The organism is Azoarcus sp. DN11, from assembly GCF_003628555.1.
Lineage (GTDB): Bacteria > Pseudomonadota > Gammaproteobacteria > Burkholderiales > Rhodocyclaceae > Aromatoleum.
This window is the reverse complement of sequence record NZ_CP021731.1, coordinates 3,454,001-3,479,372: the sequence shown is the minus strand read 5'-3', so window position 1 is coordinate 3,479,372 and position 25,372 is coordinate 3,454,001. Positions and strand designations below refer to the sequence as shown.

General features: G+C 67.2%; 27 protein-coding genes. 12 read left to right on the top strand and 15 right to left on the bottom strand.

Annotated elements, in window-relative coordinates; translation table 11 throughout:
* Positions 1–92: 92 nt before the first annotated feature.
* Positions 93–998, top strand: a complete 906-nt coding sequence (locus CDA09_RS16020; RefSeq protein ID WP_121429566.1) for a LysR family transcriptional regulator — start codon at positions 93–95, stop codon at positions 996–998.
* Positions 999–1,221: 223 nt separating this feature from the next.
* Here the strand turns inward: CDA09_RS16020 and CDA09_RS16015 are convergent, their stop codons facing one another.
* Positions 1,222–2,046 (bottom strand): flagellar filament capping protein FliD, encoded by an 825-nt coding sequence (locus tag CDA09_RS16015; RefSeq protein WP_128106578.1) that lies wholly within the window; start codon positions 2,044–2,046, stop codon positions 1,222–1,224.
* Between the two features lie 213 nt (positions 2,047–2,259).
* Here CDA09_RS16015 and CDA09_RS16010 point away from each other — a divergent pair, with 213 nt between their 5' ends.
* Complete coding sequence (locus tag CDA09_RS16010) at positions 2,260–3,228, top strand: 2-hydroxyacid dehydrogenase (RefSeq protein WP_121429564.1); 969 nt, start codon at positions 2,260–2,262, stop codon at positions 3,226–3,228.
* 137 nt (positions 3,229–3,365) lie between these two features.
* On the top strand, positions 3,366–4,781 hold the full coding sequence (locus CDA09_RS16005) for an NYN domain-containing protein (protein ID WP_121429563.1): 1,416 nt from the start codon (positions 3,366–3,368) through the stop codon (positions 4,779–4,781).
* A 72-nt stretch (positions 4,782–4,853) separates the two neighbouring features.
* Here the strand turns inward: CDA09_RS16005 and leuE are convergent, their stop codons facing one another.
* From leuE to CDA09_RS15980, 5 genes are all read right to left on the bottom strand, one after another.
* Entirely contained in the window at positions 4,854–5,507 is a 654-nt protein-coding gene (gene leuE / locus CDA09_RS16000) for a leucine efflux protein LeuE (protein ID WP_121429562.1), read from the bottom strand.
* A gap of 54 nt (positions 5,508–5,561) precedes the next feature.
* Positions 5,562–5,879 carry an MliC family protein gene (locus CDA09_RS15995; RefSeq protein WP_121429561.1) on the bottom strand — a complete coding sequence of 106 codons (318 nt, stop codon included), beginning with the start codon at positions 5,877–5,879 and terminating at the stop codon, positions 5,562–5,564.
* A 36-nt stretch (positions 5,880–5,915) separates the two neighbouring features.
* A complete protein-coding gene (gene dtd, locus CDA09_RS15990; RefSeq protein ID WP_121429560.1) occupies positions 5,916–6,365 on the bottom strand; it encodes a D-aminoacyl-tRNA deacylase in 450 nt (149 codons plus the stop codon).
* A gap of 84 nt (positions 6,366–6,449) precedes the next feature.
* A complete protein-coding gene (gene trxC, locus CDA09_RS15985) occupies positions 6,450–6,890 on the bottom strand; it encodes a thioredoxin TrxC (RefSeq protein WP_121429559.1) in 441 nt (146 codons plus the stop codon).
* A 213-nt stretch (positions 6,891–7,103) separates the two neighbouring features.
* Positions 7,104–7,889, bottom strand: coding sequence for a DODA-type extradiol aromatic ring-opening family dioxygenase (locus tag CDA09_RS15980; protein ID WP_121429558.1), 786 nt, complete (start codon positions 7,887–7,889; stop codon positions 7,104–7,106).
* A gap of 250 nt (positions 7,890–8,139) precedes the next feature.
* Between CDA09_RS15980 and CDA09_RS15975 the strand changes: the two genes are divergently transcribed.
* Together CDA09_RS15975 and CDA09_RS15970 are read left to right on the top strand one after the other, a co-directional pair.
* Positions 8,140–9,066: a CobD/CbiB family protein gene (locus CDA09_RS15975; protein WP_121429557.1), complete on the top strand. Its 927-nt coding sequence runs from the start codon at positions 8,140–8,142 to the stop codon at positions 9,064–9,066.
* A 19-nt stretch (positions 9,067–9,085) separates the two neighbouring features.
* Positions 9,086–10,267 carry an acetyl-CoA C-acyltransferase family protein gene (locus tag CDA09_RS15970; RefSeq protein ID WP_121429556.1) on the top strand — a complete coding sequence of 394 codons (1,182 nt, stop codon included), beginning with the start codon at positions 9,086–9,088 and terminating at the stop codon, positions 10,265–10,267.
* 68 nt (positions 10,268–10,335) lie between these two features.
* Here CDA09_RS15970 and rsgA read toward each other — a convergent pair whose 3' ends face one another.
* Together rsgA and CDA09_RS15960 are read right to left on the bottom strand one after the other, a co-directional pair.
* The gene (gene rsgA / locus CDA09_RS15965) at positions 10,336–11,268 is read right to left on the bottom strand and encodes a ribosome small subunit-dependent GTPase A (RefSeq protein ID WP_286164172.1); all 933 of its coding nucleotides are present in this window, start codon (positions 11,266–11,268) and stop codon (positions 10,336–10,338) included.
* A gap of 14 nt (positions 11,269–11,282) precedes the next feature.
* Positions 11,283–12,539 carry a M48 family metallopeptidase gene (locus CDA09_RS15960; RefSeq protein ID WP_121429555.1) on the bottom strand — a complete coding sequence of 419 codons (1,257 nt, stop codon included), beginning with the start codon at positions 12,537–12,539 and terminating at the stop codon, positions 11,283–11,285.
* Between the two features lie 72 nt (positions 12,540–12,611).
* Here CDA09_RS15960 and orn point away from each other — a divergent pair, with 72 nt between their 5' ends.
* Entirely contained in the window at positions 12,612–13,163 is a 552-nt protein-coding gene (gene orn, locus CDA09_RS15955) for an oligoribonuclease (RefSeq protein ID WP_121429554.1), read from the top strand.
* 10 nt (positions 13,164–13,173) lie between these two features.
* Here orn and CDA09_RS15950 read toward each other — a convergent pair whose 3' ends face one another.
* Both CDA09_RS15950 and rpmE read right to left on the bottom strand, forming a co-directional pair.
* Complete coding sequence (locus CDA09_RS15950) at positions 13,174–14,811, bottom strand: ArnT family glycosyltransferase (RefSeq protein WP_121429553.1); 1,638 nt, start codon at positions 14,809–14,811, stop codon at positions 13,174–13,176.
* A 139-nt stretch (positions 14,812–14,950) separates the two neighbouring features.
* Complete coding sequence (gene rpmE, locus CDA09_RS15945; RefSeq protein ID WP_121429552.1) at positions 14,951–15,169, bottom strand: 50S ribosomal protein L31; 219 nt, start codon at positions 15,167–15,169, stop codon at positions 14,951–14,953.
* Between the two features lie 187 nt (positions 15,170–15,356).
* Between rpmE and CDA09_RS15940 the strand changes: the two genes are divergently transcribed.
* The 5 genes from CDA09_RS15940 to CDA09_RS15920 are packed head-to-tail and all read left to right on the top strand — an operon-like array spanning position 15,357 to position 18,548.
* Positions 15,357–16,346, top strand: a complete 990-nt coding sequence (locus CDA09_RS15940; RefSeq protein ID WP_174718445.1) for a tRNA dihydrouridine synthase — start codon at positions 15,357–15,359, stop codon at positions 16,344–16,346.
* A gap of 14 nt (positions 16,347–16,360) precedes the next feature.
* Positions 16,361–17,065 (top strand): tRNA (guanine(46)-N(7))-methyltransferase TrmB, encoded by a 705-nt coding sequence (gene trmB / locus CDA09_RS15935; protein WP_121429551.1) that lies wholly within the window; start codon positions 16,361–16,363, stop codon positions 17,063–17,065.
* 22 nt (positions 17,066–17,087) lie between these two features.
* Positions 17,088–17,816 carry a UPF0149 family protein gene (locus CDA09_RS15930; protein WP_121429550.1) on the top strand — a complete coding sequence of 243 codons (729 nt, stop codon included), beginning with the start codon at positions 17,088–17,090 and terminating at the stop codon, positions 17,814–17,816.
* Between the two features lie 31 nt (positions 17,817–17,847).
* On the top strand, positions 17,848–18,189 hold the full coding sequence (locus CDA09_RS15925) for a YkgJ family cysteine cluster protein (RefSeq protein WP_217351255.1): 342 nt from the start codon (positions 17,848–17,850) through the stop codon (positions 18,187–18,189).
* Positions 18,186–18,548, top strand: coding sequence for a YkgJ family cysteine cluster protein (locus tag CDA09_RS15920; RefSeq protein ID WP_121429548.1), 363 nt, complete (start codon positions 18,186–18,188; stop codon positions 18,546–18,548). Before CDA09_RS15925 ends, CDA09_RS15920 begins: the two co-directional genes overlap by 4 nt.
* Here the strand turns inward: CDA09_RS15920 and CDA09_RS15915 are convergent, their stop codons facing one another.
* Complete coding sequence (locus CDA09_RS15915; protein WP_121430890.1) at positions 18,549–19,412, bottom strand: ATP adenylyltransferase family protein; 864 nt, start codon at positions 19,410–19,412, stop codon at positions 18,549–18,551.
* Between the two features lie 106 nt (positions 19,413–19,518).
* Here CDA09_RS15915 and CDA09_RS15910 point away from each other — a divergent pair, with 106 nt between their 5' ends.
* On the top strand, positions 19,519–19,737 hold the full coding sequence (locus CDA09_RS15910) for an RNA-binding S4 domain-containing protein (RefSeq protein WP_121429547.1): 219 nt from the start codon (positions 19,519–19,521) through the stop codon (positions 19,735–19,737).
* Positions 19,738–19,747: 10 nt separating this feature from the next.
* Here CDA09_RS15910 and CDA09_RS15905 read toward each other — a convergent pair whose 3' ends face one another.
* The 4 genes from CDA09_RS15905 to acnA all read right to left on the bottom strand — a co-directional run bounded on the left by CDA09_RS15905 (position 19,748) and on the right by acnA (position 25,110).
* Positions 19,748–21,481 carry an NAD-binding protein gene (locus CDA09_RS15905; RefSeq protein ID WP_121429546.1) on the bottom strand — a complete coding sequence of 578 codons (1,734 nt, stop codon included), beginning with the start codon at positions 21,479–21,481 and terminating at the stop codon, positions 19,748–19,750.
* A gap of 13 nt (positions 21,482–21,494) precedes the next feature.
* On the bottom strand, positions 21,495–21,878 hold the full coding sequence (locus CDA09_RS15900; protein ID WP_121429545.1) for a DUF6394 family protein: 384 nt from the start codon (positions 21,876–21,878) through the stop codon (positions 21,495–21,497).
* Positions 21,879–21,987: 109 nt separating this feature from the next.
* Positions 21,988–22,377, bottom strand: coding sequence for a YchJ family protein (locus CDA09_RS15895; protein ID WP_121429544.1), 390 nt, complete (start codon positions 22,375–22,377; stop codon positions 21,988–21,990).
* An 18-nt stretch (positions 22,378–22,395) separates the two neighbouring features.
* Positions 22,396–25,110, bottom strand: coding sequence for an aconitate hydratase AcnA (gene acnA, locus CDA09_RS15890; RefSeq protein WP_121429543.1), 2,715 nt, complete (start codon positions 25,108–25,110; stop codon positions 22,396–22,398).
* Positions 25,111–25,372 lie beyond the last annotated feature (262 nt).

Sequence of the window (25,372 nt, the reverse complement as noted above, 5' to 3'; positions counted from 1 at the left end):
TGAGATTCCGTGTCGTGCCATGCAAAAAACGCATAACATCCCCAAGAAAGCCGAATAGGACCCGGATAGGCCAAATAAGGAGCCGACCGAACATGCAGATCAAATGGATCGAGGATTTCCTCACATTGACCGACGCACGCGCGTTTTCGAGGGCGGCGGAGCGCCGTAACGTGTCGCAGCCGACCTTCAGCCGCCATATCCAGGCGCTCGAGGACTGGCTCGGCGTCGAGCTGATCGACCGCAGCTCGCAGGGCGTGCACCTGACGGCCGCCGGGCGGATCTTCCGCGGCTTCGCGGTGGACATCCTGCGGCGTACCTACGACATGCGCACCGTGCTGCGCGGGCAGTCGCCGGCGAACGTCGACACCGTGCGTTTTTCGGTCGCGCACACGCTGTCGCTGACCTTCTTCCCCCGGTGGCTGGGGCAGTTGAAGGAGTCGCTGGGTAACGTCGTCGCGCGCGTCGGGGCGGTGAACGTGCCCGAAGGGGCGAGCGCGCTGATCGAAGGCGCAACGGATCTGCTGATCGCCTACCACCATCCGCAACTGCCGATGCTGCTCGATCCGGTGCGCTTCCCCTACATCACGCTCGCGACCGACCGCATGCTGCCGCTGTCGGTGCCGCGCGAAGACGGCCGTCCGTGTTACAAGCTGCCGGGGCAGGTGGAGGCGGCGGTGCCTTTCCTCGCGTATTCGTCAGGGACCTACCTCGGACACGTCGTGGAAATGATCCTGCTTGCCAACGAGCGCTGCCATTTCGACCGCTCCTTCGACACCCACATGTCCGAGGCCCTGAAGGCGATGGTGCTGGAAGGTCATGGCCTGGGCTGGCTCCCGGAGAGTTGCGTCGGTCGCGAGATGAGCGAGGGCCGTCTGGTTCCGGCGGGACCCGCGCAATGGACCTGCCCGCTGGAGGTGCGCCTGCATCGAGCCGCCGAAAACGGCAACCCGATGGTCGACCGGATCTGGGCGCTGCTGAGCGCGCCGAGCGGCGGCTGAAAAGAAAAAAGCCCGAGCGCGGTATTCGGCTCGGGCTAAATCCACACCAAAGGAGGAGGGTGGAGGAGACGGTTCAAACTATATTCGAATCCCTTGTGCGGCGCAACAATATTATCCCAAAAAGATTTTTATGTTGCGATCATTCGTGTAAATAATTTAGTTAAATCAGTAATATAAGTGATAGATGAGTGCATTCGGAGTTGTGTCATGATGTTGCGGCCGGCTATTGCCCCAGCAGAGAGGAGACCAGCGAGAACTCGTTGAGGGCGGCGAGGGTTCGCGCCTGCGAGTCGCGCCCCGCATTGCCCAGCGAGGCCAGCGTGAGCAGGTCATTGAGGCCCGGAAGGCCGGCGTTGAGCCGGTCGGCGCCCGTGTCGAAGAGGCCTTGGCTCAGCTGCAGCGCGGAGAACTGCAGTTCCGCCGCCAGAAGCCCTGTCGCACCGCCATTGGAGGAAGTGAACGTCGCACCGAGCGCGGAGAATTCCGCTACCGCCTTCGCGAGCAGCGAAAAGGTGCCTGCCGGGTCGGTTTCGAAGGCCCCACGCAGCTTCACCACGTCAATACCCAAGGTTCCGACGCCGGGAATCAGCGACGGCCGCAGTTCGATGCCCAGATCCGACAAGCGGGTCAGTGCGGACCTCCCGTTGTCGAACACCTTCGTCAAACGTGTCTGGAGATCGGCGGTCAGTTGCGTCCCCGGAGACGACCCCGGCACCGTGCCGAACAGGAAACCCAACTCGTTCAGGCTGCCCTGGAGGCCGTTGAAGCTGTCGACGAAATGCTGCACTTCGGTCGCGAGACTGCCGAAATCGGTGCCGAAATTGCTTCCCAGGCTGCTGCCGGTGGCACCCGGACGCAGTATCGACAGCCGGTTCTGGAAAGTCGCCACCGCCGAAAGAAGCTGGCCGAAGCTCGACAGATCGACGATCGTCGAGGTATCGCCGAGCAGCGAAAAACTGCTCGCAGCCGCGACAAGGCTTGTCGAGGCGGGACGAATGGCGCTCGTGCCGGGCAGGCCGAGCGGCGAGATCAGGGGCAGGATGTCCACGTCGCGAACCCCGCGCACTGGTGCAGGCCGGAAAGGACTGCTCCGATTAGAGCGGAACGGGCGCCAAGGGTTTCCGGTGACCGGGGCGTGCCGTTGGGGTTGTGCCCGATCCCGGGAAGCGCGCATTGCGGGTATCGTGCGGAGTGCGCCCCGGAAGTCCGAAAAGCTCCCGGGCAACGAACAACATCAAGCCGAATCACAGGCAGGAACCTCATGACCCGACCCCGACTCATTCTCACCCGCCGGTGGCCCGCTGAAGTCGAACGCGCTCTGGGCGAGCGCTTCGACGTCCGCCTGAACACCAACGACCGCCCCTTCTCCCGCGATGAAATCCGCGCGGCACTCGCCTCCTGCGACGCGCTGCTTGCCACCGTCTCCGACCGCATCGACGCCGATGCCCTCGGCACCGCGCCGAGCGCGAAGCTGATCGCCAACTACGGCGTCGGCTACAGCCACATCGACATCGACGCGGCCGGGGGCCTGGGCATCGCGGTGACGAACACGCCCGACGTGCTCACCGACTGCACCGCGGACCTCGCGATCACCCTGATGCTGATGGTCGCCCGCCGTGCCGGCGAAGGCGAGCGCGAACTGCGCAGCGGCAACTGGACCGGCTGGCGCCCGACGCACATGATCGGCACCCGGATGAGCGGCAAGACGCTCGGCCTCATCGGCATGGGCCGCATCGCCCGGGCGGTCGCAATGCGCGCGCAGCACGGCTTCGGCATGAAGATCGTGTTCTTCAACCGCAGCCGCGTGCCGGCGGAGGCGCTCGCGGGGCTCGATGCGCGCCAGTGCGATACGGTCGAGGAAGTTCTCGCCCAGTCGGATTTCGTCTCGCTGCATTGCCCGGGCGGTGCCGCGACACGCCATCTGATCAACGCCGAGCGCCTCGCGCTGATGCGCCGCGATGCCTTCCTCATCAACACCGCACGCGGCGAGGTCGTGGATGAGGTCGCGCTGGTCGATGCGCTGCGCAGCGGCACGATCGCCGGCGCGGGCCTCGACGTGTTCGAACGCGAGCCCCTCGTCAGCGAAGGCCTGACGACGCTGGAGAACGTGGTCCTGCTGCCGCACCTGGGCAGCGCGACGCGCGAGACGCGCGTCGGCATGGGCATGCGTGTGCTGGCAAACGTCGAGGCCTTCTTTGCCGGCCGCACGCCGCCCGACCGCGTCGCGTGAAGGCCGGCGCAGCGCCCCGACGGATCCGGCGCCGCAACCCGACACCATGACATCCGCCATCGCCGCAGCAGGAATCGCTATCATGTGCGCCTTCCGCGGTCCCCGCGATCGCGCCCGACCCCCCACCGGAGAACCCAATGGCCTCAGCTCATGACAGCGTCAGCATGGCGGTGTTCTGCGATTTCGAAAACGTCGCCCTCGGTGTGCGCGACGCGAAATACGAGAAGTTCGACATCAAGCCGGTACTCGAGCGCCTGCTGCTCAAGGGCAGCATCGTCGTCAAGAAGGCCTACTGCGACTGGGAGCGCTACAAGGGCTTCAAGGCGGTGATGCACGAGGCGAACTTCGAGTTGATCGAGATCCCGCACGTGCGCCAGTCCGGCAAGAATTCCGCCGACATCCGCCTCGTCGTCGACGCGCTCGACCTGTGCTACACCAAGTCGCACGTCGACACCTTCGTCATCATCAGCGGCGACTCCGACTTTTCCCCGCTGGTGTCCAAACTGCGCGAGAACGCGAAACAGGTCATCGGCGTCGGCGTCAAGCAATCGACGTCGGACCTGCTCATCGCGAACTGCGACGAGTTCATCTTCTACGATGACCTCGTGCGCGAAAGCCAGCGCACGGCCAAGCGCGAGACGCGCGAAACCCAGCCGGCGCCCAAGCGTTCGCCCGAGGAGGAAAAACGCCGCAAGGAGGAAACCGAGGCGCGCAAGCTCAAGGCGATCAACATCGCCGTGGAGACTTTCGACGCGCTCGTCGCCGAACGCGGTGACAGCGGCGTGCGCATCTGGGCGTCGATGCTGAAAGAGGCGATCAAGCGCCGCAAGCCCGATTTCAACGAGTCGTACTATGGCTTCCGCGCTTTCGGCAACCTGCTGGAAGAAGCCCAGTCGCGCGGATTGCTCGAGTTCGGGCGCGACGAAAAATCCGGTGCCTATGTCTATCGCGGCAACCGCGCGGCAGCGGCGGAAGCCGCCGCCGAGGCGTCTGCGGAGCAGGCGGTGGACGTGGCATCTGCGCCGGGCGAAGTGCCGCATGCCGAAGCCGCGCCGGCAGAGCGGCACGCGGCCGAAGAGGGGAGCGGCCGGCACGAATCGCGCCGCAAACGGGGTGGACGCAAGTCGGCAGGAAAGAAGGCGGAAGCCGCCGCCGCGGCGGAATCGCACAAGACGGACATGCCCGCAGCCGAACCCGAAGCCGCGCAACCGAAGCAGGAGCCGGCACAGCCCGAACTTCCGGCCGCCGTGAGCACGCCGCCCGCTGCGAATGTCACGCCCGAAGTCGGCGCAGTGGAGCAGGGCGAAGCGCCGAAACCGAAAACCGCCAAGCCGGGCGGCCGCAAACCACGCCGCGGCAAGGCGCAGGCTGCCACCGAGGAAGCCGGGAACACCGACGTGGCGGAAGCAGCCCCGGCGGCCGTTGCTCCCGAAGTGACGCCCCCGGCCGAGACATCGGACCAATCGCCCGCGGAAGAAGCTCCGGCCAAGCCTGCGCGCAAGGGCGCTTCGCGCAGCCGTCGTCCGCGCAAGACCGAAACCGCATCGAGCTGACCGGATTCCCGCCCGCATCGCGGACGGGGCCGCAACGCGCACGGGGAGCGGCAACCGCGTCCCGTGGCGGCGTCAGCCCAGCGTCGCGCTGGCCAGCTTGGCCCCGAAGCCGATGAAGAGTCCGCCGACGCCGCCGGTCGCGGCGGCGGACAGGCGACGGCGACGGCGGAACTGCGCCGCGAGGTGCGCCCCGCCGAAGATCAGCGCCGACAGGTAGGCGGCGCTGCACACCTGCACGATCGTGCCGAGGATCGCGAACGAGAGTGCGGGGTAAGCGTAGCCGGGATCCACGAACTGGATGAAGAAGGACACGAAGAACAGGATCGCCTTCGGGTTCATCAGGCTGATCACCAGCGCGGAACGGAAGGGATGTGCGGCGTCGAGAGGCGCCTGCTCCGCTTCGACGGCGCCCGCGGCCTTGTCGCGCCAGCGGGTGAGCGCCGCGCGCAGCAGCCCGAGGCCGACCCACGCGAGGTAGGCCGCCCCGGCGTACTTCAGCACCATGAACAGCGCCGGCGTCGTCTTCAGCACGGACGCGGCGCCGGTTGCGGAGAGGATCATCAGGATCGTGTCGCCGACGAAGATCCCGCACGCACCGCGATAACCGGCCGCCACCCCCAGGCGCGACGCGATCGACATCACGTACACCGAATTGGGTCCGGGCAGCAGCACGATGAAAATCGTGCCGAGGATGAAGGTCGTCAGGTCGGTTATGCCATAAGCCATGATCCAGGTCTCCGCCGGTGGAACGAATAATCTTAAGCTTTCCCGCGGTGAAAATCAGTCACGCGCGTGGCAGTTTTCGTACAGGGAATTCTCCAGATCCACGCGCGCCATGCTGCCGCGGCGCCACAGCGTCAGGGCGCCGCAGGCGTAGCGTTCCTCGCCGCCGCTCGCGGCCTCCTTCATCAGGCCGAAGCGCATCCCCTCGATGTCTATCGTCGCATCGCCCCCTGCGTGGTAGGCGACCGAAAAGCCCTTGCCCGCATCGCAGGCGTATTCCACGGGGCGCGAGGCGGTGGGCGCCTGGGCACAGCCCGCGATCAGGGCGGCCAGCAGGCTGGCGAGAGGGCCGAGGGCAAAGGTACGAGCGGTCATGGGAAACGTTCCGTCAAGGGCTGCGCGAATGCGCGTTCAGGTCGCCGGCGCGATGCGCATCGGAATGGTCACGGGCCCGTCGTTGACCAGATGGACCTGCATCATCGCGGCAAACTCACCGGTCGCCACCTGCGGGTGCACCTTGCGTGCCTCGGCGACGAAGTGCTCGTACAGCGCCCGTCCTTCGTCGGGGGCCGCGGCATTGGTGAAGCTCGGTCGGTTCCCGCCGGTGGTGTCGGCGGCGAGGGTGAACTGGCTGACGATCAGCAGGCCGCCCTCCACGTCTTGCACCGAGCGGTTCATCTTGCCGGCCTCGTCCGAAAAGATCCGCAACTTGAGGAGCTTCCCCAGCAGCTTGTCCGCTTCCGCGCGGCGATCGCCGCGTTCCGCACACACCAGGATCAGGAGTCCGCGACCGATCTCGCCGGTGACCCTGCCGTCCACCACGACGCGTGCTTCCGACACGCGCTGCACCACTGCCAACATCTGCGCCGATTCCTCACTATGTGGCGGACATCCGTGCCCGCGCGACAACGTTACAGGTCGGACGGCGGCGCCACAAGCGTCCGGTCAGAGCGCATGGCTGCGTGCCCAATGCGCGATCGCGCCCGCATTCATCGCGCCCGACTGGCGGGCCACTTCCTGTCCTTTCCGGAACAGGATCATCGTGGGAATGCTGCGGATGCCGAAGCGCGCGGCGAGTTCCTGGATCTCTTCCGTGTTCACCTTGGCCAGCCGCATCTGCGGCTCGAGCATCCTCGCCGCTTCCTCGAAGGCCGGTGCCATCATGCGGCAGGGGCCGCACCACGGGGCCCAGAAGTCCACCAGCACGGGCAGGTCGCTGCGTTCGACGTGCTGTACGAAGTTGGCTGCGGTGAGCGTCAGGGGCTTGCGCGCGAACAGCGGTGCGTGGCACTTGCCGCAGATCGGTTCGTCATTCAGGCGTTCGCCCGGCATCCGGTTCAAGGCGTCGCATTCGGGGCAAGACAGGGTCAGGGTATCGACGGACATCATCAACTCCGGAATGGGTGGGCGGGGGGCTCGTCGTCGCTGTACGCGGTTCGGTCATCCACGCCAACCCCGCTGCGGAGGCGGGCGGCGCGCCGGCGAGAGCAGCCGTCGGCATCGCTGCCTGGCATTTCGTGGCCGCCCCCTACCCACATAGAAGCGTGTGCTTATATTAACGCGAACGCGGAGCGCGGGAAACGAGCTTCCCGCTTTCGCTCAGCTTGCGTCGAAAACGTAAGCGTCCATCGCCAGCATGCCGTAGCGCACGTCGCTTGCGGCCAGCCGTTTCGCCACCGGATGGCCGCCGGCAGCGCCGTGGGCGAACATCAGCGGCATCAGGTGTTCGTCCGTCGGATGCGCCCGTTCGGCATGCGGCGCGAGCGTCCGGTAATCGAGCAGCGCGTCGACATCGTTCGCCGCGAGCGTGTCGGCGATCCACTGCGCGAAGGCTTGCACGTAGGGCTCCGTGCCGGCCGCTCCGCCGGTGAACTCATAGAGGTTGTGGGTGAGGCTTCCCGACCCGACGATGAGGACGCCTTCGTCGCGCAGGGGCGCCAGGGCCTGTCCGAACGCATGGAACCAGCTCGCCGGACGTCGCCCCGGCATCGAGACCTGCACCACCGGCACCGACGCATCGGGATACATGTGCAGCAGCGGCACCCAAGCGCCATGATCCAGGCCGCGCTGCGGCTCCGCGCGCGCATCTACGCCCGCCGCGGCAAGGAGGCCGATGGCGCGCTCGGCGAGTTCGGGCGCGCCTGCTGCGGGGTAGCGCAGGTCGTACAGAGGGCGCGGAAAGCCGCCGAAATCGTGGATCGTCTCGGGGCGTTCGCTCGTGGTGACGCTCACCCCGGCAGTCATCCAGTGCGGCGACGCGACGAGGATCGCCCGGGGCATCGGGAGCGCGCGGGCGAGCGCCGCAAGCTCGCGCCCGGCCTCGCCCGGCTCGAGCGCGAACGTCGGCGCGCCATGGGAAACGAACAGCGTGGGCATGGTGGTCATGGGGTCTCCGGGCGGGGTTGGATCAGCTTTGAGTTCGGGACTCTCTTTCATGGCCCCGATGCCCTTCAGTCTAGGGAGACCGGTCAAACGGATAAACGGGTGGGGGTGACACGCACTGTTCAATAATCAGCAACAATTGGGCGGCGTTTGCTGCGAGCAATGTTTTCCGCGTCGCACAATTCCGCCGTGCTTTTATGGTATCGTCGCCAGATACAGCCGGTCCGGACCCTTTCTCCCAATCGCAATTCGCATGACGCTTCTTTCGTTGATTGTTGCGCTGCTGCTCGAGCAGGTGCGGCCACTGCCGGTGCGGCAAATCGTTCTGGATCCGCTTCACCGTCTTGCGGGCGTCCTCGTCGAACGCTTCAACGACGGCCAGGCCCGCAACGGCGCAGTTGCCTGGCTGCTGCTGGTCGTTTCCGTCGTCGCAGTCGGGGCGCTGGCGTACTTCCTGCTGTGGCTCGCCCATCCCCTGCTGGCGCTGGCCTTCAACATCGCCGTGCTCTACCTGACGATGGGTTTCCGCCAGGAAAGCCATTTCTTCACCGATATCCACCTCGCGCTGCGCATGGGGGAACTCGACCGCGCGCGTTCGCTGCTGAGCGAGTGGCGCGGGGGGCAGTACGTCAACGCGAGCTCCAGCGAAGTCGCGCGACTTGCCATCGAGAAGGGGCTGGTCGCGGCGCATCGCAACGTGTTCGGCGTCATCTTCTGGTTCATCGTCCTGCCGGGGCCGAGCGGTGCCCTGCTGTATCGTCTCGCGCGTTTCCTCGGCGAGGAATGGGGCGAGCGCGGCGACGCCGAGTTCGGCCAGTTCGGACGCTTCGCGAAAAAGGCCTTCGAGCTGATCGACTGGCTGCCCGCACGACTGACCGCGGCATCGTTCTCGGTCGTGGGCGACTTCGAGGACGCGGTGTTCTGCTGGCGCACGCAGGCGATGCTATGGGCCGACAGGGCGTCCGGTATACTCATTGCGGCCGGCGCAGGCGCCCTCGGCGTTCGCCTGGGCATGCCGGTCCATGAATTCGGTGAGATCGTAGAACGACCGGAAATGGGTGTCGGAGAAGAGGCCGATGCCGACTACATGCAGAGCACCGTGGGCCTGATCTGGCGCGCGTTGGTGCTGTGCCTGCTGATGCTGGCCCTGCTGGTGATTGCCGGCTGGGTTGGTGCTTAACATCGAGGAGGGAGCACAGATGGCGAATCGTGAAGTTGTGGTTTTGAGCGCAGTCCGTTCGGCGGTGGGTGGTTTCGGCGGCTCGCTGAAGGACATGGAACCCGCCGAGCTGGGCGGTGTGGTCGTCAAGGAAGCGATCGCCCGCGCCGGCGTCGATCCGAAGCAGGTGACTTTCGCCGCCGTCGGCAACACCATCCCGACGGAATCGCGCTATCCCTACGTCGCGCGTGTCGCGACGATCCAGGGCGGCATGTCGATGGATTCGGTGGCCTTCGCGGTCAACCGCCTGTGCGGTTCGGCGCAGCAGGCCGTCGTCAACTGCGCCCAGGCGATCATGCTCGGTGACGCAGACTTCGCGATTGGCGGCGGCGTCGAAGTGATGTCGCGCGGCGCCTACCTGATGCCGGCGCTGCGTAACGGCGCGCGCATGGGCGACACCAAGGCGATCGACGCGATGGTCGCCGTGCTGACCGACCCGTTCGGCGTCGGCCACATGGGCATCACGGCCGAGAACCTGACCGGCAAGTGGGGCATCTCGCGCGAAGACCAGGACGCCTTCGCGCTCGAGTCGCAGAACCGCGCCGCCGCCGCGATCGCCGATGGCCGCTTCAAGAGCCAGATCGTCCCGATCACCTTCGAAACCCGCAAGGGCCCGGTCGTGTTCGATACCGACGAGCATCCGCGTGCGACCACGATGGAAGCGCTGGGCAAGATGAAGCCCGCGTTCAAGAAGGACGGCTCGGTCACCGCCGGCAACGCTTCGGGCATCAACGATGCCGCTTCCTTCCTCGTGCTGGCCGACGCCGCCAAGGCGGCCGCCGGCGGCCACAAGCCGATCGCCCGCCTGGTCGCCTACGCGATCGCCGGCGTGCCCAACGACGTCATGGGCGAAGGCCCGATCCCGGCGTCCAAGCTCGCGCTGCAGCGCGCCGGCCTGTCGCTCGACAAGATCGACGTGATCGAGTCGAACGAAGCCTTCGCCGCGCAGTCGATCGCGGTCGCCAAGGGCCTCGACCTTGACCCGAAGAAGACCAACCCGAACGGCGGCGCGATCGCCCTCGGCCACCCGGTCGGCGCGACCGGCGGCGTCATCATCACCAAGCTGCTGCACGAGCTGATCCGCGTGAACGGCCGCTACGGCATGGCCACGATGTGTATCGGCGGCGGCCAGGGCATCACGACGATCTGGGAACGCATCTGATCGTTCGTTCGGCCTCCGGGCAGAAAAAACCCGCTTCGGCGGGTTTTTTTTCGTCCTGACCGGGGTGCCTACCAACCTTGCGATTGGCGTTTCGCCGTGCGGATCTCGTCGCGGATCTGGCGGAAGTGTTCGAAACGGCGCGCGTCGATCGCGCCGGACTCGACCGCCGCCAGCAGCGCGCAGCCGGGCTCGGCCTCGTGCCGGCAGTCGCGGAAGCGGCACTTGCCGAGGTGGTCGTGGAACTCCACGAAGCTCGCGGCGAGTTCCTCGGGCGTGAGGTGGGCGAGGCCAAAGGCCTGCAGGCCGGGGCTGTCGATCAGCCAGCCGCCGTCGAGCGGGTAAAGGCGGGCAAAGGTGGTCGTGTGTTTGCCGCTGTTGAGCGCTTCCGAGATTTCGCGCGTCGCGGCGCGGGCCTCCGGGATCAGGGCGTTCGTGAGCGTCGATTTTCCCATTCCCGATTGCCCGACGAAGATGCTCCGTTCGCCGGCGAGATGGGGAAGCAGTCCTTCCACCCCTTCGCGGGCGCTCAGCTCGACCACCTGATAACCGAGTTCCCGGAACGGCGCCAGCATGCGGCGCGCCCGCGGCAGGGAATCGCTCAGGTCGGTCTTGTTGAGGACGATCAGGGTCCTGAGATGCTGGCTCTCGGCAGCCGCAATGCAGCGCGAGATCAGAAGGTCGGAGAACGCCGGCTCGGTCGCGGTGACGAGCACGACCTGGCTGAGGTTCGCCGCGATGAGTTTTTCCCGAAAGGCATCCGAACGCCACAGCAGGTTGCGGCGCGGATGGAGTGTCGTGATCACGCCCTGGCCGCTCCCGCTGGCCTCGATCCCGACCTCGTCGCCGCACGCGAAAAGGCTCTTCTTCCCGCGCGGATAGCATTTGAGACAGTTCCCGTCGCGTGCGGCGTCGCTGGAAACAGCGACTTCATAGTGACGCCCGAAGGCGGCGACGATCACTCCGTTCAGTGGCGTACCGTGGCTCGGGCGGGGTTTGCTCACGAAGCGGGTGGCCTTCAGCTGGTGGAACGCAGGCGCGCGACGCGCAGGGCGGCCGGCGGGTGGGAGTCGAAGAAGCGCGAATACAGCGGATCGGGCGTCAGCGTCGAGGCGTTGTCGCGGTAGAGCTTGACGAGCGCCTGTGCAAGATCGGCAGCGCGTGTCTGCTGCGCGGCGTAGGCATCGGCTTCGAATTCGTGCACGCGCGACCAATGGCTCATCAGCGGCGCGAGCGGGAAAGTGAACGCGGGCAGTGCCAGTGCGAAGAGCGCCAGCGCGACGGCGGTGCCGGCTGCGGCGGGGGCGACGCCGAGCCCGGCGAAGAACCACGCCTGCCCCATCAGCCAGCCAAGCAGCCACAGCATGCCGAGGCTCGCAGCGGCGACGACGGCCAGGCGCTTCCAGATATGGCGGTGGTGGAAATGGCCGAGCTCGTGGGCGAGCACGGCCTCCACTTCCTCGGGCTGGAGCTTGTCGAGGAGGGTGTCGAAGAACACGATGCGCTTCGCCGCGCCGAATCCCGTGAAATAGGCATTGCCGTGCGCCGAGCGGCGCGAGCCGTCCATGACGAAGAGCCCGCGGGAGCGGAAGCCGCAGCGCGCGAGGAGCCCCTCGACGCGCGTCTTGAGGGCTTCGTCCGCCAGCGGCGTGAACTTGTTGAACAGCGGCGCGATGAAGGTCGGCCAGACGAACTGCGCCAGCAGGTTGAATCCGAGCCAGAACAGCCAGACCCACAGCCACCAGCGCTCCCCCATCGCCCCCATCAGCCACAATACCGCGGCGAGCACCGGCAGGCCGATCGCTGCTGCCAGCATCGTCTCGCGCGCAAGGTCCGCTGCGTACAGCGCGAGGGTCATGCGGTTGAAGCCGAAACGCTTTTCGATGCCGAAGGTCCGATAGAGCGCGAACGGAAATTCGACTGCCCAGCCGATGACGCCGAGCGCAGCGAGCAGGGCGACGCCGTGGGCGAGCGTTCCGGCCTCGAGGATCCCGGCGAGCGCGTCGTGGATGGCCTGCAGGCCGCCGCCGAGCGTGAGGACGAGCACGTATGCGGTGCCGACGGCAGCATCGGCGGCGCCGAGCTTCATCCGGGCGGCGGTATAGTCCGCGGCCTTGCGATGCGACGCCAGGCTGATCGACTCCGCGAACGGTGGCGGCACCGCGTCACGGCACGCCTGCACGTGCCGGATCTGGCGCAGCATGAGGGCGAGCCGCGCGAACAGGGTCAGCGTGAGGGCGGCGAGGAACAGGATCGAGAAGGCGTTCGGGGACATTTCGGCGGGTGGCGGAGAGGCGCGGCGGCATCTATGCCACAATCGCGCCTTTGCTCAAGCGGGCGGACGATTATGGCACAGGATCAGAATCACCTCATCTGGCTGGACATGGAGATGACCGGGCTCGAGCCCGATACCGATCGCATCATCGAGATCGCGATCGTGATCACCGATGCCCAGCTCAATACCGTCGCCGAAGCCCCGGTGATTGCCGTGCATCAGTCTGACAGCGTGCTCGACCGGATGGATCAGTGGAACCGCGACACGCACGGCAAGTCGGGGCTGACCGATCGCGTGAAGGCGTCCACCGTCGGCGAGGCGGACGCCGAAGCGCGGATGCTCGCGTTCCTGCAGGAATACGTGCCGGCGCGCACGTCGCCGATGTGCGGCAACTCGGTGTGCCAGGACCGCCGCTTCCTCGCGCGCTACATGCCGCAGCTCGAAGCCTGGTTCCATTACCGCAACCTCGACGTGTCGACGCTGAAGGAACTGGCCCGCCGGTGGCGTCCCGAGGTCTACAAGGGCGTCGTGAAGAAGGGGAAGCACGAGGCGCTCGCGGACATCTACGAATCGATCGGCGAATTGCGCCACTACCGCGACACCTTCCTGCGCCTCGAAGGCTGAGCGGTCGCGCTCAGTCGCGCCGGTACAGCCTGAAAATTTCCTGCTTCTTGCCGCCGCCGCGGCGGTATTCCCAGATCTGTTGCCATTCCGTTGCCGGCGTCTGGGTGTTGCCGCGATCGTCGGAGGCGAGCAGGAAGCGGCACGGCGTCTCGTTGTTCACGACCTTTTCCGGCCGAATCCCGGCGAAGTAGTGGAAGGAGGCGCGCTGGCTCGCCGACAGGTTCATCATCGCGACGCAATCCGCCCGCTCGCCGGCGAGCGCGATCTTCAGCGACATCGCCGTCGGGCGATAGCTCCGGTCGTGATCGAACCAGGGTTTCAGCAGCGCGATCGCCAGGCACCACAGCATCGTCATGCCCAGCGCCCAGTTCGCCGGGGCGCGGGTCGGCGAGCGCGGCAGCCACGCCACCAGCAGCACCCATGCGGCGAAGATGGTGATGCCGGTCGCTGCCGAAATCCCGGGGGAGTGCATTGCGAAGTCCGGCGCGATCCGCACCAGGTAACGCGCCAGCCCCGGCGGCCACAGGAAGACCTGCGCGCTCCAGGCGATCCACAGGAGCAGGGCGAACACGCCGAAGGTCATCACCGCGAACCAGTCGAACGCATTCGCGGCGCCACGGCGCAGGCTCGGCACGCCGGATGCCGCGAGCAGCGCGAGTGGCGGAACCACGGGCAGCATGGACGCCTGCCCCAGGCTGCCGTTGGCGATGATCCAGGCGAGCGCGAGCGCCAGCGCGGCGATCGGCAGGAAGAACGGTACGTGCAGCAGGTGCCGGCGCGTCCGCCACAGCGACCACAGCGCAATCGGCCACAACGGCCAAGCGAACCAGCTGAGCAGTTCGACGAGGCGCGCGAGTTCGTCGCCGCGCAGCGGATCCGTCCACAGGTTGGGCCATTCGACGCGCCACCACAGCGCGAGCAGTTCCGGGGACTGGTAGTGCAGTGCCAGCGGCCACAGCGCGGATGCGCCGATCGCGAGGCTCAGGCCGATGATGAGTCCGCTGCTGGCGCGCGGATCGCGGCATTCCGGGCAGGCAGCGATGACGACGATGAAGAGGGGGATCGTGAGCACGACGCCGGGCAGGCCGGCGGCGAGGAAGGCGAGCGCCGCGCCCAGTCCGGCCTGGAACCCGCCGAGCGCCGGGCGCGTCGGGATGTGCGAGAGGCCCGCCAGCGTCAGCGCCTGCATGGCCATCAGCGCAATCATCGGCTGCGTTTCGTGCGCGTGCAGGACGAGGCCGAGCGTGCCGAGGGTCAGCAGCGCCGCGGGCGTACGGGTGTGGCGCCCGTAGAGGCGCGTTGCCGCGCGGGCGATCCAGAAAATTGCCAGCGCCGTGAACAGCGTCGTCGCCAGCCGTGCGCCGTCGTGTGGCGGCAGCAGCGGGGCAAGAAGGCGTGCGAAGGCTGCGCCTGTCCAGTAATAGAGCGGCGGAAAGGCCGTTTCCGGTTGGCCCGCGATGGCAGGAAACAGCAGGCTGTTTCCCTGCAGCATCTCGAGGATCGCGCCGAAGTGACGGGCGTCGTCGCCGCGCCACGGGTCGTGGCCGGTCAGTCCGGTAAGCAGGTAGAGCGCGATGAGCAGCGCCAGCCCGGTTGCGCCGAACAGTTGCTGCCGTATCGAAGAGGTGCCGGAGGATTCACCAGTCATGTCATGTCGCGCCGCCCGTCATTATGCGGGGGTGTTCGATCGTCAGGTGCGGAATTCTAGCCGGCGGGCGTTGATGCGCCGCGGGCAGGGAACAAAAAAGGCAGCCGAAGCTGCCTTTTTGCGTGACCGTAGGCCGGGATCAGCCGAGGCGCTGAACGCTGCCGTACTTCTGGCGGAAACGCTCGACACGGCCGGCGGTGTCGACGATCTTCTGCTTGCCGGTGTAGAACGGGTGGCAGGCCGCGCACACTTCGACGTGCAGGACGGGCTTGCCCAGCGTCGAGCGCGTTTCGAAGCTGTTGCCGCAGGAGCAGGTGACCTGGACGGCGTTGTAATTCGGGTGGATGTCCGCTTTCATGGTGATTCCTCGAACGAACGGGCGGTGAATGTGGCCGCCCTGACAACAGTGGAAACCGCGGATTATCGACGATCTCCCCGGGTATGGCAAGTGGAGCGTGACTGGCGTGGGCTCCGGGCCGCCGCCGCCGGTGTTCGCCCGCGCTGCGAATCGCCGTACAATACGCCCCTTTTTTCAGGGAGTTGGTGTGCGTCTGCTGCTCGCGCCGATGGAAGGTCTGCTCGACGCGGTATTGCGCGACGTTCTGACCCGCGCCTGCGCCTACGACTGGGCCGTGAGCGAGTTCGCGCGCGTGTCCGGGACCCTGCTTCCGCACCGCTTCTACACCCGCCTGTGCCCGGAATTGCTGGCGGGCGGGCAGACGACCAAGGATGTTCCGGTGCGCGTCCAGCTGCTCGGCTCCGATCCCGCGTGTCTGGCCGACAACGCGGCGCGCCTCGTCGAACTGGCGCCCCCGGGGATCGATCTCAATTTCGGTTGCCCCGCACCCACCGTGAATCGCCATCGCGGCGGTGCCGTGCTGCTCGACGAGCCGGAACTGCTGCATCGCATCGCTGCTGCCGTGCGCGCCGCAGTCCCCGCCGGCTTGCCGTTTACCGCGAAGATGCGGCTGGGCGTTGCGGATACCTACAGGGCGGTCGAATGTGCCCAGGCCCTCGCGGCCGGGGGCGTGGAAGGCCTGGTGGTGCACGCGCGAACCAAGCTCGACGGCTATCGCCCGCCCGCGCATTGGCCGTGGATCGGACGCATCGCCGAAGCTGTCCGCATTCCCGTCACCGCCAACGGCGAAGTGTGGTCGGAGGCGGATTGGCGGCGTTGCCGCGCGGAGAGTGGCGTCGCCGACGTCATGCTGGGACGCGGCGCAGTTGCGGATCCTTTCCTCGCACGACGGCTCCGTGAGCACGAGGGGGCCATGCATGAGATCGCGATCGACCGTGACGCCGAATGGACGGAGCTGCAGCCGCTCCTCGCGCTTTTCTGGCGCAAGGTCCAGGAAAGAGTGAAGCCGCAGCATTCGCCGGGCCGGATCAAGCAATGGCTCAACCTGCTGCGCCGCAATTTCCCGCAGGCCGAGCAGCTGTTCCAGGATGTGCGGGCGGCGCGCCGGCCACCCGAAGTGGACGTGGCGCTGCGGCGGCACGGCATCCCCTCCGCAGCGATGCCCCTCGCAGCCTGAACCGGACGAAATCGATGAGTTACGCAAATTCGCGCATTCCCGACAGCGCCCAGGCAGGCATCCACGAGCAGCTCGTGCGCCGCGTCGAGCGCCACCTGGCGGAGCCCTTCCGCAAGCCCTGTCTCGACTACAACCGTGCCGCCTTCGAGGCGAGCCTCGCGGGCTGGGGCCGCAAGGCGCCGCTGATCCTCGACGCGGGCTGCGGCGTCGGTCACAGCACGATCCAGCTTGCGCGCGCGTTTCCCGACCATTGGGTGATCGGCGTCGACCAGTCCGAGGATCGCCTCAATCGCCGCAAGCCCTATCCGGACGCGCTGCTGCCAAAGAACATGGTGTTCGTGCGCGCCGATCTCGTCGATTACTGGCGTCTGCTGTGCGACGCGGGCCTGCGCCTGTCCCGCCACTACATCCTGTACCCGAATCCGTGGCCCAAGATCGGCCACCTCGGGCGGCGCTGGCATGCGCATCCGGTGTTCCCGTTCATCCCGCGGCTGGGTGGCGTGCTGGAGTGCCGCACGAACTGGCGGGTGTATATCGAGGAATTCGCGTGTGCGCTCGGACTCGCGACCGGCCGTGACGTGGCGTGGGAAACCTTCGAGGCGCCGGCGCCGTTGACGCCGTTCGAGCGCAAGTATCGCGATTCCGGTCAGCCGCTCTACCGGCTCGTCTGCGATCTCGATGCGCAGGCTTGCGCGCGGCAACCGGATGGCGCACGCTGAACGGAATTCTGGAGAAACGACCATGACGAGCGAGACCGCTGCGGACGCAGGAAGCGATAACCCCCATCTGCTGGACGACCACGAATTCGAGGCGCTCGAGGAGCTGCTGACGTCGGACGTCGTGCCCGAGGATTGCATGAACCTCGAGATGCTCGACGGTTATCTTGCCGCCGTGATCGCGTCGCCGGTCACCATCGACCCCGAGCAGTGGCTGCCGCCGGTCTGGTCGGCGCACGGCGACGAGATCTCGTTCGGATCGGGCAGCCAGTTGCAGCGCGCGATCCGCCTCGTGCGGCGCTATTACAACGAGCTCGCGACGACCCTGGGGCAGCCCGAGGGGTGGGAGCCGTTCTGCTACGCGGCGAGCGAGGGCGATACGATCGCGATCGGCGAGGAGTGGATCGAAGGCTTTGCGCAGGGGCTGGAACTGTGGCCCGCGGACTGGGATGCGGACCTCCCCGAGGATGCGGCGGACGCCGTGCGCACCGCACTCGACGAGCTGATGGCGCCGTGGACCGCCGACGATGCGGAGATGGCGGACGAGGACACGCGCCTGCAATGGCTGGAACAGGCGGTCAGCTGCCTCGAGGTCATTCTCGGGCAGTGGCGCGCGCTCGGGCTGGGCGAATCGGAGTTGCTGTCGGTGGATGGGCCGGCGGTGCACACGCCGGCGGCGGTCGGACGCAACGATCCTTGTCCGTGCGGCAGCGGCAAGAAGTACAAGAAGTGCTGCGGGGCCGCTGTCGAATGAGGGCTGCCGCGGGGCTGCCGGAGGCCGTCGCGTGAGCGACGATCACTGCACCCGCTGCGGCGCCTGCTGCGCGGCCTTCCGCGTCGATTTCCATCGTTCCGAACTGGCCAGCGCCATGCCCGGCGGGGTGCCGGACGCGCTCACGGTGCCGGTGACCGGGGCGCTGATGCGCATGCGCGGGACGGACGAGGCGCCGTCGCGCTGCGTCGCGCTTTCGGGCGAGATCGGGACAAGAGTCGCTTGCTCGATCTATGCCGGCAGGCCGTCGCCGTGCCGCGACTTCGCACCGTACGCGGCGCTCGGCATCGGCGAGGACGCGTGCGACCGGGCGCGCCGGCGTCACGGCTTGCCGCCGCTCCGAGCGGAGTCATGAGCGACGGCAACCCCTGCCTCGATTGTGGCATGTGCTGCGTCTATTTTCGCGTGTCGTTCTACTGGGGCGAGGCGGACGACGCGCCGGGCGGTTTCGTGCCTGCCGAGCTGACGGAGAAGCTCGACGCCTACCGGCGTTGCATGGCGGGGAGCAACACGGTGCCGCGCCGCTGTGTGGCGCTGGAAGGGCAACCCGGCGAGCACGTGTCCTGCACGATCTACGACCGGCGGCCGACGCCGTGCCGCGAGTTTCCGTCGCACGAGGCCGACGGCACGCCGAATCCGAAATGCAACGAGCTGCGCGCGCAGATCGGCCTGCCAGCACTGAAGCCGATCGTGCCGGCGAGGCAGGAGGCCTGATCAGCGCGGGGTCGCGACGGCGGCAAGGAGCCGGAGCGGGCCGATCGCCCGCACGGTCTCGATCTCTTCCGGGCGTCGCACGAACAGCGAGCCGGCGAAACCCAGCGCGTTGACCGAGATGTTCTCGTGGCGCTCGCAGGTGCGCGGGATCACCGTCATCCATTCGCGCGAGACGAGGAAGTTGTACGGCGGCATCGGATCGGCGGAGGCGGGGATGCCGACCGCCGTGCAAGCGCGGTCGAAGGCCGCGTGCATCGTTTCGCCCAGCGACACGGCATCGCCGCACGGTGGCAGGCGCAGGAAGCAATGGCGCCAGGGTAGGGCGGGGTGTGTGGCGATTTCTCCGGCGGGCAGGTCCTGCGGCAGCTGGTGGGTGAAGCGGCTCAGGCGCGCGGTCTCGGTGGCGTCCGGGATCCACTGCAGGTGCTTGTGGCGCTGGCTGGCACCCGCCTCGGCGCCGCCGTTGTAGAAACCGAGGCCGCCGCTGGTGGTCATCACCGTCGCCAGCGCGATGAAGTCCGCGCGTGTCAACGGTGCGGTCTGCGCCTCGTAGCGGCGCGTGACGATGAGCAGGTGGCGGTCGATGACCGGAAACTTGTTGAGCACGCCCAGGTGTTCGTTGCCGAGCGGGCCGATCGTCAGTTCGGGGTCGGGAGGCAGGAAGGGGTTGAAGTCCGGGTCGCGTCGCACGGCGGCCTCGACGCGCGCTGCATCCTTGTGCGCGAGCGTGGAGACCCAGCGCACCGTGAAGTCGATGCCGGCGTCGCGGATCGGTGTCTGCTCGGTGCGGATGGGCAGCAGCGCGCCCATGTCGGCGGCGCGGCTGAGCGTGCGGTCGATCCGGTGCAGCAGGTCGTCGGACATGTTGTGGGCGGCCTGAAGGAACAAGGGGATAGCCGGGAGTGTAGGCTGACGGCTTCCGATCGATCAATTTGAATCGCGCCATGTGAAGCGCGTGCGGGAGGTGTATATGACGGTTTCGTTTGCGGTGCGCGGCGAATATATCCAGCTCGATCAGCTGCTGAAGGCGACCGGGCTCACCGGTACCGGCGGCGAGGCCCACGCGGCCGTCGAGGCGGGGCGGGTGACGGTGGACGGCAAGGTCGAATCGCGCAAGCGCGCGAAGCTGCGGCCGGGCGCAACCATCTGTTTCGGGGGGGAAACGGTCATGCTGGTGGCGTCCGACTGATTTGGCGGCGCTATGCGCTGCCGTGCGGATCGTCGGCAGTGCGCGACAGCCGTTCCCAGATCCAGCCACCGGGCAGGTCCTTGCCGGTGAGCACGTACACCAGGGCATGGTCGTTCGACAGCATCAGCCCGAACTCGCGTTGCGCGTCCGTCGTACCCACCAGCAGCAATTCGTCGCCGGGCCGCAGTTGCGTGTCGGCGTCGGGAATCAGCAGGTGGTCGTCGTCATCGCGCCGCAGGTAGAGGACCTCGCATGCGAGCGGCTCATCGCGATTCGACGGCGATCGCAGCAGCGCCTGCAACTCGACCGTCGCCCCCTTCATCAGCCGCCGGTACAGCGCCGGGGCGCGGCTGAGGTTGATGCGCTCGCTCCAGACGGTGGGGATTTCCCAGCCGAAGCGCTTGGTCAGGCGCTTCAACAGGCGATCGCACCATTCCTCGTTGCGCCGCTTCATCTCTTCAAGGAAGGGCACGAGCAGCGGGGTGGTCAGGATCGCGAGGCACTCATGGGCGATGATGCGGCTGGGAACGACGTTCACGTCATAGTCGAAGGACTCGAACAGCGCGTTGTTGGCGAAATGGTTCTGGCGCAGGATGACGAACAGGGCCGGATTGAGCTCGCGCGCGGTGACGACCGTGGACAGGTTGTCGATGTCGTTGGACGTGGCCGCGACGATCCCGGCCGCGCACTGGACGCCGGCCGCTTCGAGCGCGGAGGCGGCCGTCCCTTCGCCCTGCACCCAGCGCGGCGGGCACGCGGCGGGCGCGGCGTTGCGATCGATGATCGTGAGCGGCACCCCTTCCTGTTCGAGGACCTGCGCCAGCATGCGGCCGAAGCGCCCGTGTCCGCACAGGATCCATTCGCCGCGCGGCGGGTTGCGCTGGCGTTCCATCGTCGTGCCGGGGACACCGGTGAGCCAGGTCAGCAGGTGCCAGGCGGCGGGCGCGTGCAGCGCGAGCGCGAGGTATTCCGAGAATTTCTCGAACGGGTTGATGATGTGGCGTGTGCCGAACGATGCCATGTTGGCGGCCGTTTCGGCCGATTCGGCGCGGCACAGCGCCGGAATGCCCGGAGCGAGGAGCCGCGCCGCGATCGCGATCGCGAGGTTGGCGCTGTCGTCGTTGGTCAGTGCGACGACCCCGATGCAGCTGCGGTGCGTGAGGCCCGCGAACTTGAGGGTCTCCGGGTTGCGTGCGTCCGCGCACAGTGCCGGAACGTCGGCGCGGTAGCCGTGCAGTTCGATCTCGCCGACCTTGGTGTCATCCAGCTCCACGACGACCGCGCGGACGCCGAGCCGGTCGAGCGCGTCGCAGATCAGCCGGCCGGTTTCGCCGAAGCCGCACACGAGATAGAAGGGCTCGCGCAGGTTGCGCACCGCGCGCATGAAGCCCTGCGTGCGGATCGCCTGTTGCAGGTTGCGGTCGGCGAGCAGGGCGAATACGGTGCCGACGGTGTAGGCCCAGCCGACCACGGACAGGTAGATGCAAATGATGACCCACAGCCGCTGCTGGTCGGAGAAAGCGTAGGGGATCTCGCCGAAGCCGATGGTGGTCGCGGTGTAGCTGATGAAGTACAGCGCGTGGAAGAAGCTGATGTACGCGGGCTTGCCTGCGGCATCCACGCCGGGCGCGAGCGTGAGGCCGAACACCGAGATCGCGATGATGACGATCAGCAGGATCAGCGGCGCGCGCAGGCGCCGCATGATCAGGAAGAAGACGCTCTGATGGCGCAGCAGCGGCATCATCGCAGCGGACCCGCTAGCGGCGCTGCATGATGGTCTCGGCGATCAGGATGATCACCGAGACGATGTTCGCGAACAGCGCGCCGCCCGCGAGCGAGACGACGCGGGCGACCATCATCGGCGTCATGCCCGTGCCCATGACATGCTCGGCATAACCCCACACCATCGCGGCGGCGATCAGTTGCAGGTCGGCGACCAGGCTGGTCGCGAGGTGGATGGCGCCGATCTGTGTACGGTCGCCGAATTTGAGCACCGTTGCGATCAGGTTGACGACGATCGCGACGAAAAGCTCGTTGATCTCATGGTGCACCGGGTCGTCGAGGTCGCCGACGAAGAACCCGAAGTTCAGCGTGGCCGCGAGGACGATAAAGAAGCCGAAGATGACTTTTTCGAGGTTCATGCCGGTCTCGCGGTCAGCACGCGGCGCCAGCGCCGGGGCGGCGCGCGCTCACGTGAAGGTCATACTGCGAGTCCGATTATATGCGGCGGCGAATGCGCCCGGAATGCCCTTATTCCTGGATCTCGCCGTCGACGTAGTACCAGCGGCGATCCTCGCGCACGAAACGGCTGGTCTCATGCAGGCGATGGGCGCGCCCGCCGACACGGTAGCGGGCGACGAACTCGACGATGGCCGTGTCTTTCCCCGTCTGCACATGCTGCCGCACCTGCAGGCCGATCCATTTGGGCGCCGGCTCGCCACCGGCCAGGTCGAGCGTCACGGGGCGCGTCGAACTGTGCCAGGTGTCGAGCAGGTAGGCCTCGTTGCACAGCGTGAAGGCCGTGTAGCGGCTGCGCATCAGCGCCTCGGCCGATTCGGCCGGCAGGTCGCCCGCGATCACCGGTGCGCAGCACTCGGTGAAGGGCTTTCCGGATTGGCATGGGCAGGGGATCGCGAGCATGTCGGAAGTATCCGCATGTCAGTCCCGCCGAGCAAGAATTTCCCGCAGCACATAGGGCAGGATGCCGCCGTGGCGGTAGTAATCGACTTCGATCGGCGTATCGATGCGGCATAGTACCGCCACTTCCTGCGTCGTCCCGTTGCTGCGGCGGATCGTCAGCGTCAGGTCCTGGCGCGGTCGCAGGCTTGCACCGATGCCGCGGATGTCGAAGCTCTCGTCGCCCTTCAGGTTCAGGCTCTCCCACGAGTCCTCACCCTTGAACTGCAGCGGCAGGACGCCCATGCCCACGAGGTTGGAGCGGTGGATGCGCTCGAAGCTCTTCGCGATCACCGCCTTCACGCCGAGGAGCTGCGTGCCCTTGGCCGCCCAGTCGCGGCTCGAGCCGGTGCCGTACTCCTCGCCCGCGAACACCACCGTCGGCACGCCGCGCGCCATGTGGCTCGTCGCGGCGTCGAACACCGTCGTCTGCTTGCCGTCGAACAACGTATAGCCGCCTTCGACGCGCGAGCCGTCGTCGCGCGGCGGCAGCATCATGTTCTTCACGCGCACGTTGGCGAAGGTGCCGCGCACCATCACGTCATGATGGCCGCGCCGCGAGCCATAGGAGTTGAAATCCTGCTTCGCGACGCCGCGCGCCAGCAGCCACTTGCCGGCCGGCGTGCTGTCCTTGAAGGAACCGGCGGGCGAGATGTGGTCGGTAGTCACCGAGTCGCCCAGCATCAGCAGCGTGCGCGCGCCGACGATGTCGCCGACGGCCGCCGGTTGCGCCGAGAAGCCGTCGAAGAAGGGTGGGCGGGCGATGTAGGTCGAGTCCGGCCATTCGTACACCTGGCCGGTGGTTGCCGGAATCGCGTTCCACAGGTCGTGATCCTTCGTGAAATCGGCATACAGCCGCGTGAAGGTCGCCGGGTCCATCGCGAAGGGCAATACCGCGGCGATCTCCTCGGAGGTCGGCCAGATGTCGCGCAGATACACGGGGCGCCCGTCGCGGCCGTTGCCGAGCGGGTTCTCGGTGAGATCGACATTGGCGCGGCCGGCGATCGCGAAAGCGACGACGAGCGGCGGGGACGCGAGGAAATTGGCACGCAGGTTGGGATGGATGCGTGCCTCGAAGTTGCGGTTGCCCGACAGCACCGCCGCCGCGATCACGCTGTTCTCGTTGATCGCGTCGTTGAGTTCGGGCGCGAGATCCCCGGCATTGCCGATGCAGGTCGTGCAGCCATACCCCGCGAGCGCGAAGCCCAGCTGCGCGAGCGGTTCGAGCAGCCCGGCGCGGCCGAGGTAGTCGGTCACCACGCGCGAGCCGGGCGCGAGCGAGGTCTTGACGTGCGGCTGCACCGACAGGCCTTTTTCGACCGCCTTCTTCGCCAGCAGGCCCGCGGCGATCAGCACCGCCGGGTTGCTGGTGTTGGTGCACGAGGTGATCGCCGCGATCAGCACGTCGCCGTGGCCCAGGGTCACGCCCGGCAGCGCGGTCGGGAAACGCGTGCCCAGCGCGGCTTCCGGCTGGCCGAAGCCGTTCTCGCTGACCGGCAGCGAGAACAGGCGGTCGAACACTTCCTCCATGTCCTTCAGCGCGATGCGATCCTGCGGCCGCTTCGGCCCGGCGAGCGAAGGCTCGATCGACGCGAGGTCCAGTTTCAGCGTCGTCGAATAGTCGATGTCGCCCGCGCGCGGGATGCCGAACAGGCCCTGCGCGCGGAAATATGCCTCGAACAGCGCGCATTCGGCCGCGGTGCGTCCCGTGTCGCGCATGTAGGCGACGGTCTTCTCGTCGACCGGGAAGAAGCCCATCGTCGCGCCGTATTCCGGCGCCATGTTGGCGATCGTCGCGCGGTCGGTGACCGAGAGGCTCGCGGTGCCGTTGCCGAAAAATTCGACGAACTTGCCGACGACTTTCTGCTTGCGCAGCATTTCCGTGACGGTCAGCACCAGGTCGGTCGCGGTTACGCCTTCCTTGAGCTGCCCCGTCAATTCCACGCCGACGACGTCCGGCGTCAGGAAGTACACCGGCTGGCCGAGCATGCCCGCTTCGGCCTCGATGCCGCCCACGCCCCAGCCGACGACACCGACACCATTGATCATCGTCGTGTGCGAGTCGGTGCCCACCAGCGTGTCGGGGTAGTACAGCGTGCCGTCGCCCGTGTCCTGCGCCCTTACGCCGCGGAACAGGTATTCCAGATTCACCTGGTGCACGATGCCGATGCCCGGCGGCACCACCTTGAAGGTGTCGAAGGCCTGCATGCCCCATTTCATGAACTGGTAGCGCTCTCGGTTGCGCTGGAACTCCAGTTCCATGTTCTGCCGCAGCGCGAGCGGCGTGCCGTAGTGGTCGACCTGCACCGAGTGGTCGACGACGAGGTCTACGGGCACCAGCGGTTCGATCAGCTTGGGATTGCGGCCCATCCCGGCCGCCACGTTGCGCATCGCCGCGAGGTCGCACAGCAGCGGCACGCCGGTGAAATCCTGCAGCACCACGCGCGCGACGACGAACGGAATCTCGTCGGTGCGTGCGGCCGCCGGTTTCCAGTTCGCCAGCTGCCGGACGTGCTCCTCGGTGACCTTCTTGCCGTCGCAATGGCGCAGCACCGCCTCGAGCACGATGCGCACTGACACCGGCAGGCGGGACACCCGGCCGACGCCCGCGGCTTCGAGCGCCGGCAGCGAATGGAACAGACCGTCCCCCGAGGGGGTAGCGAAGCGCCTGAGGGTGTCGAACGCGGCTTGGGGCATGTCGGATCTCCTTTTCATCGGTTCAGGTGCGAGGCGAACGACCGCAAAGCCGCGTCGTGCCGCCTCCGGCTACCTGTTGGAACGGCGCGTTTGCGATGCGTTCCCGCGCCACCTTGCCCGGTGTAGACGACGGACGGGGCGAAGGCAAACGCCGGGACCGCGTCCGGCGGGGGTACGCAGGTCTGCGGGGAGGAGTAGAATTCGCGCGCTGACCAGCGATGGTTGTTGCATTGCACCGCAAGTCTTATAAAAGACATATAAT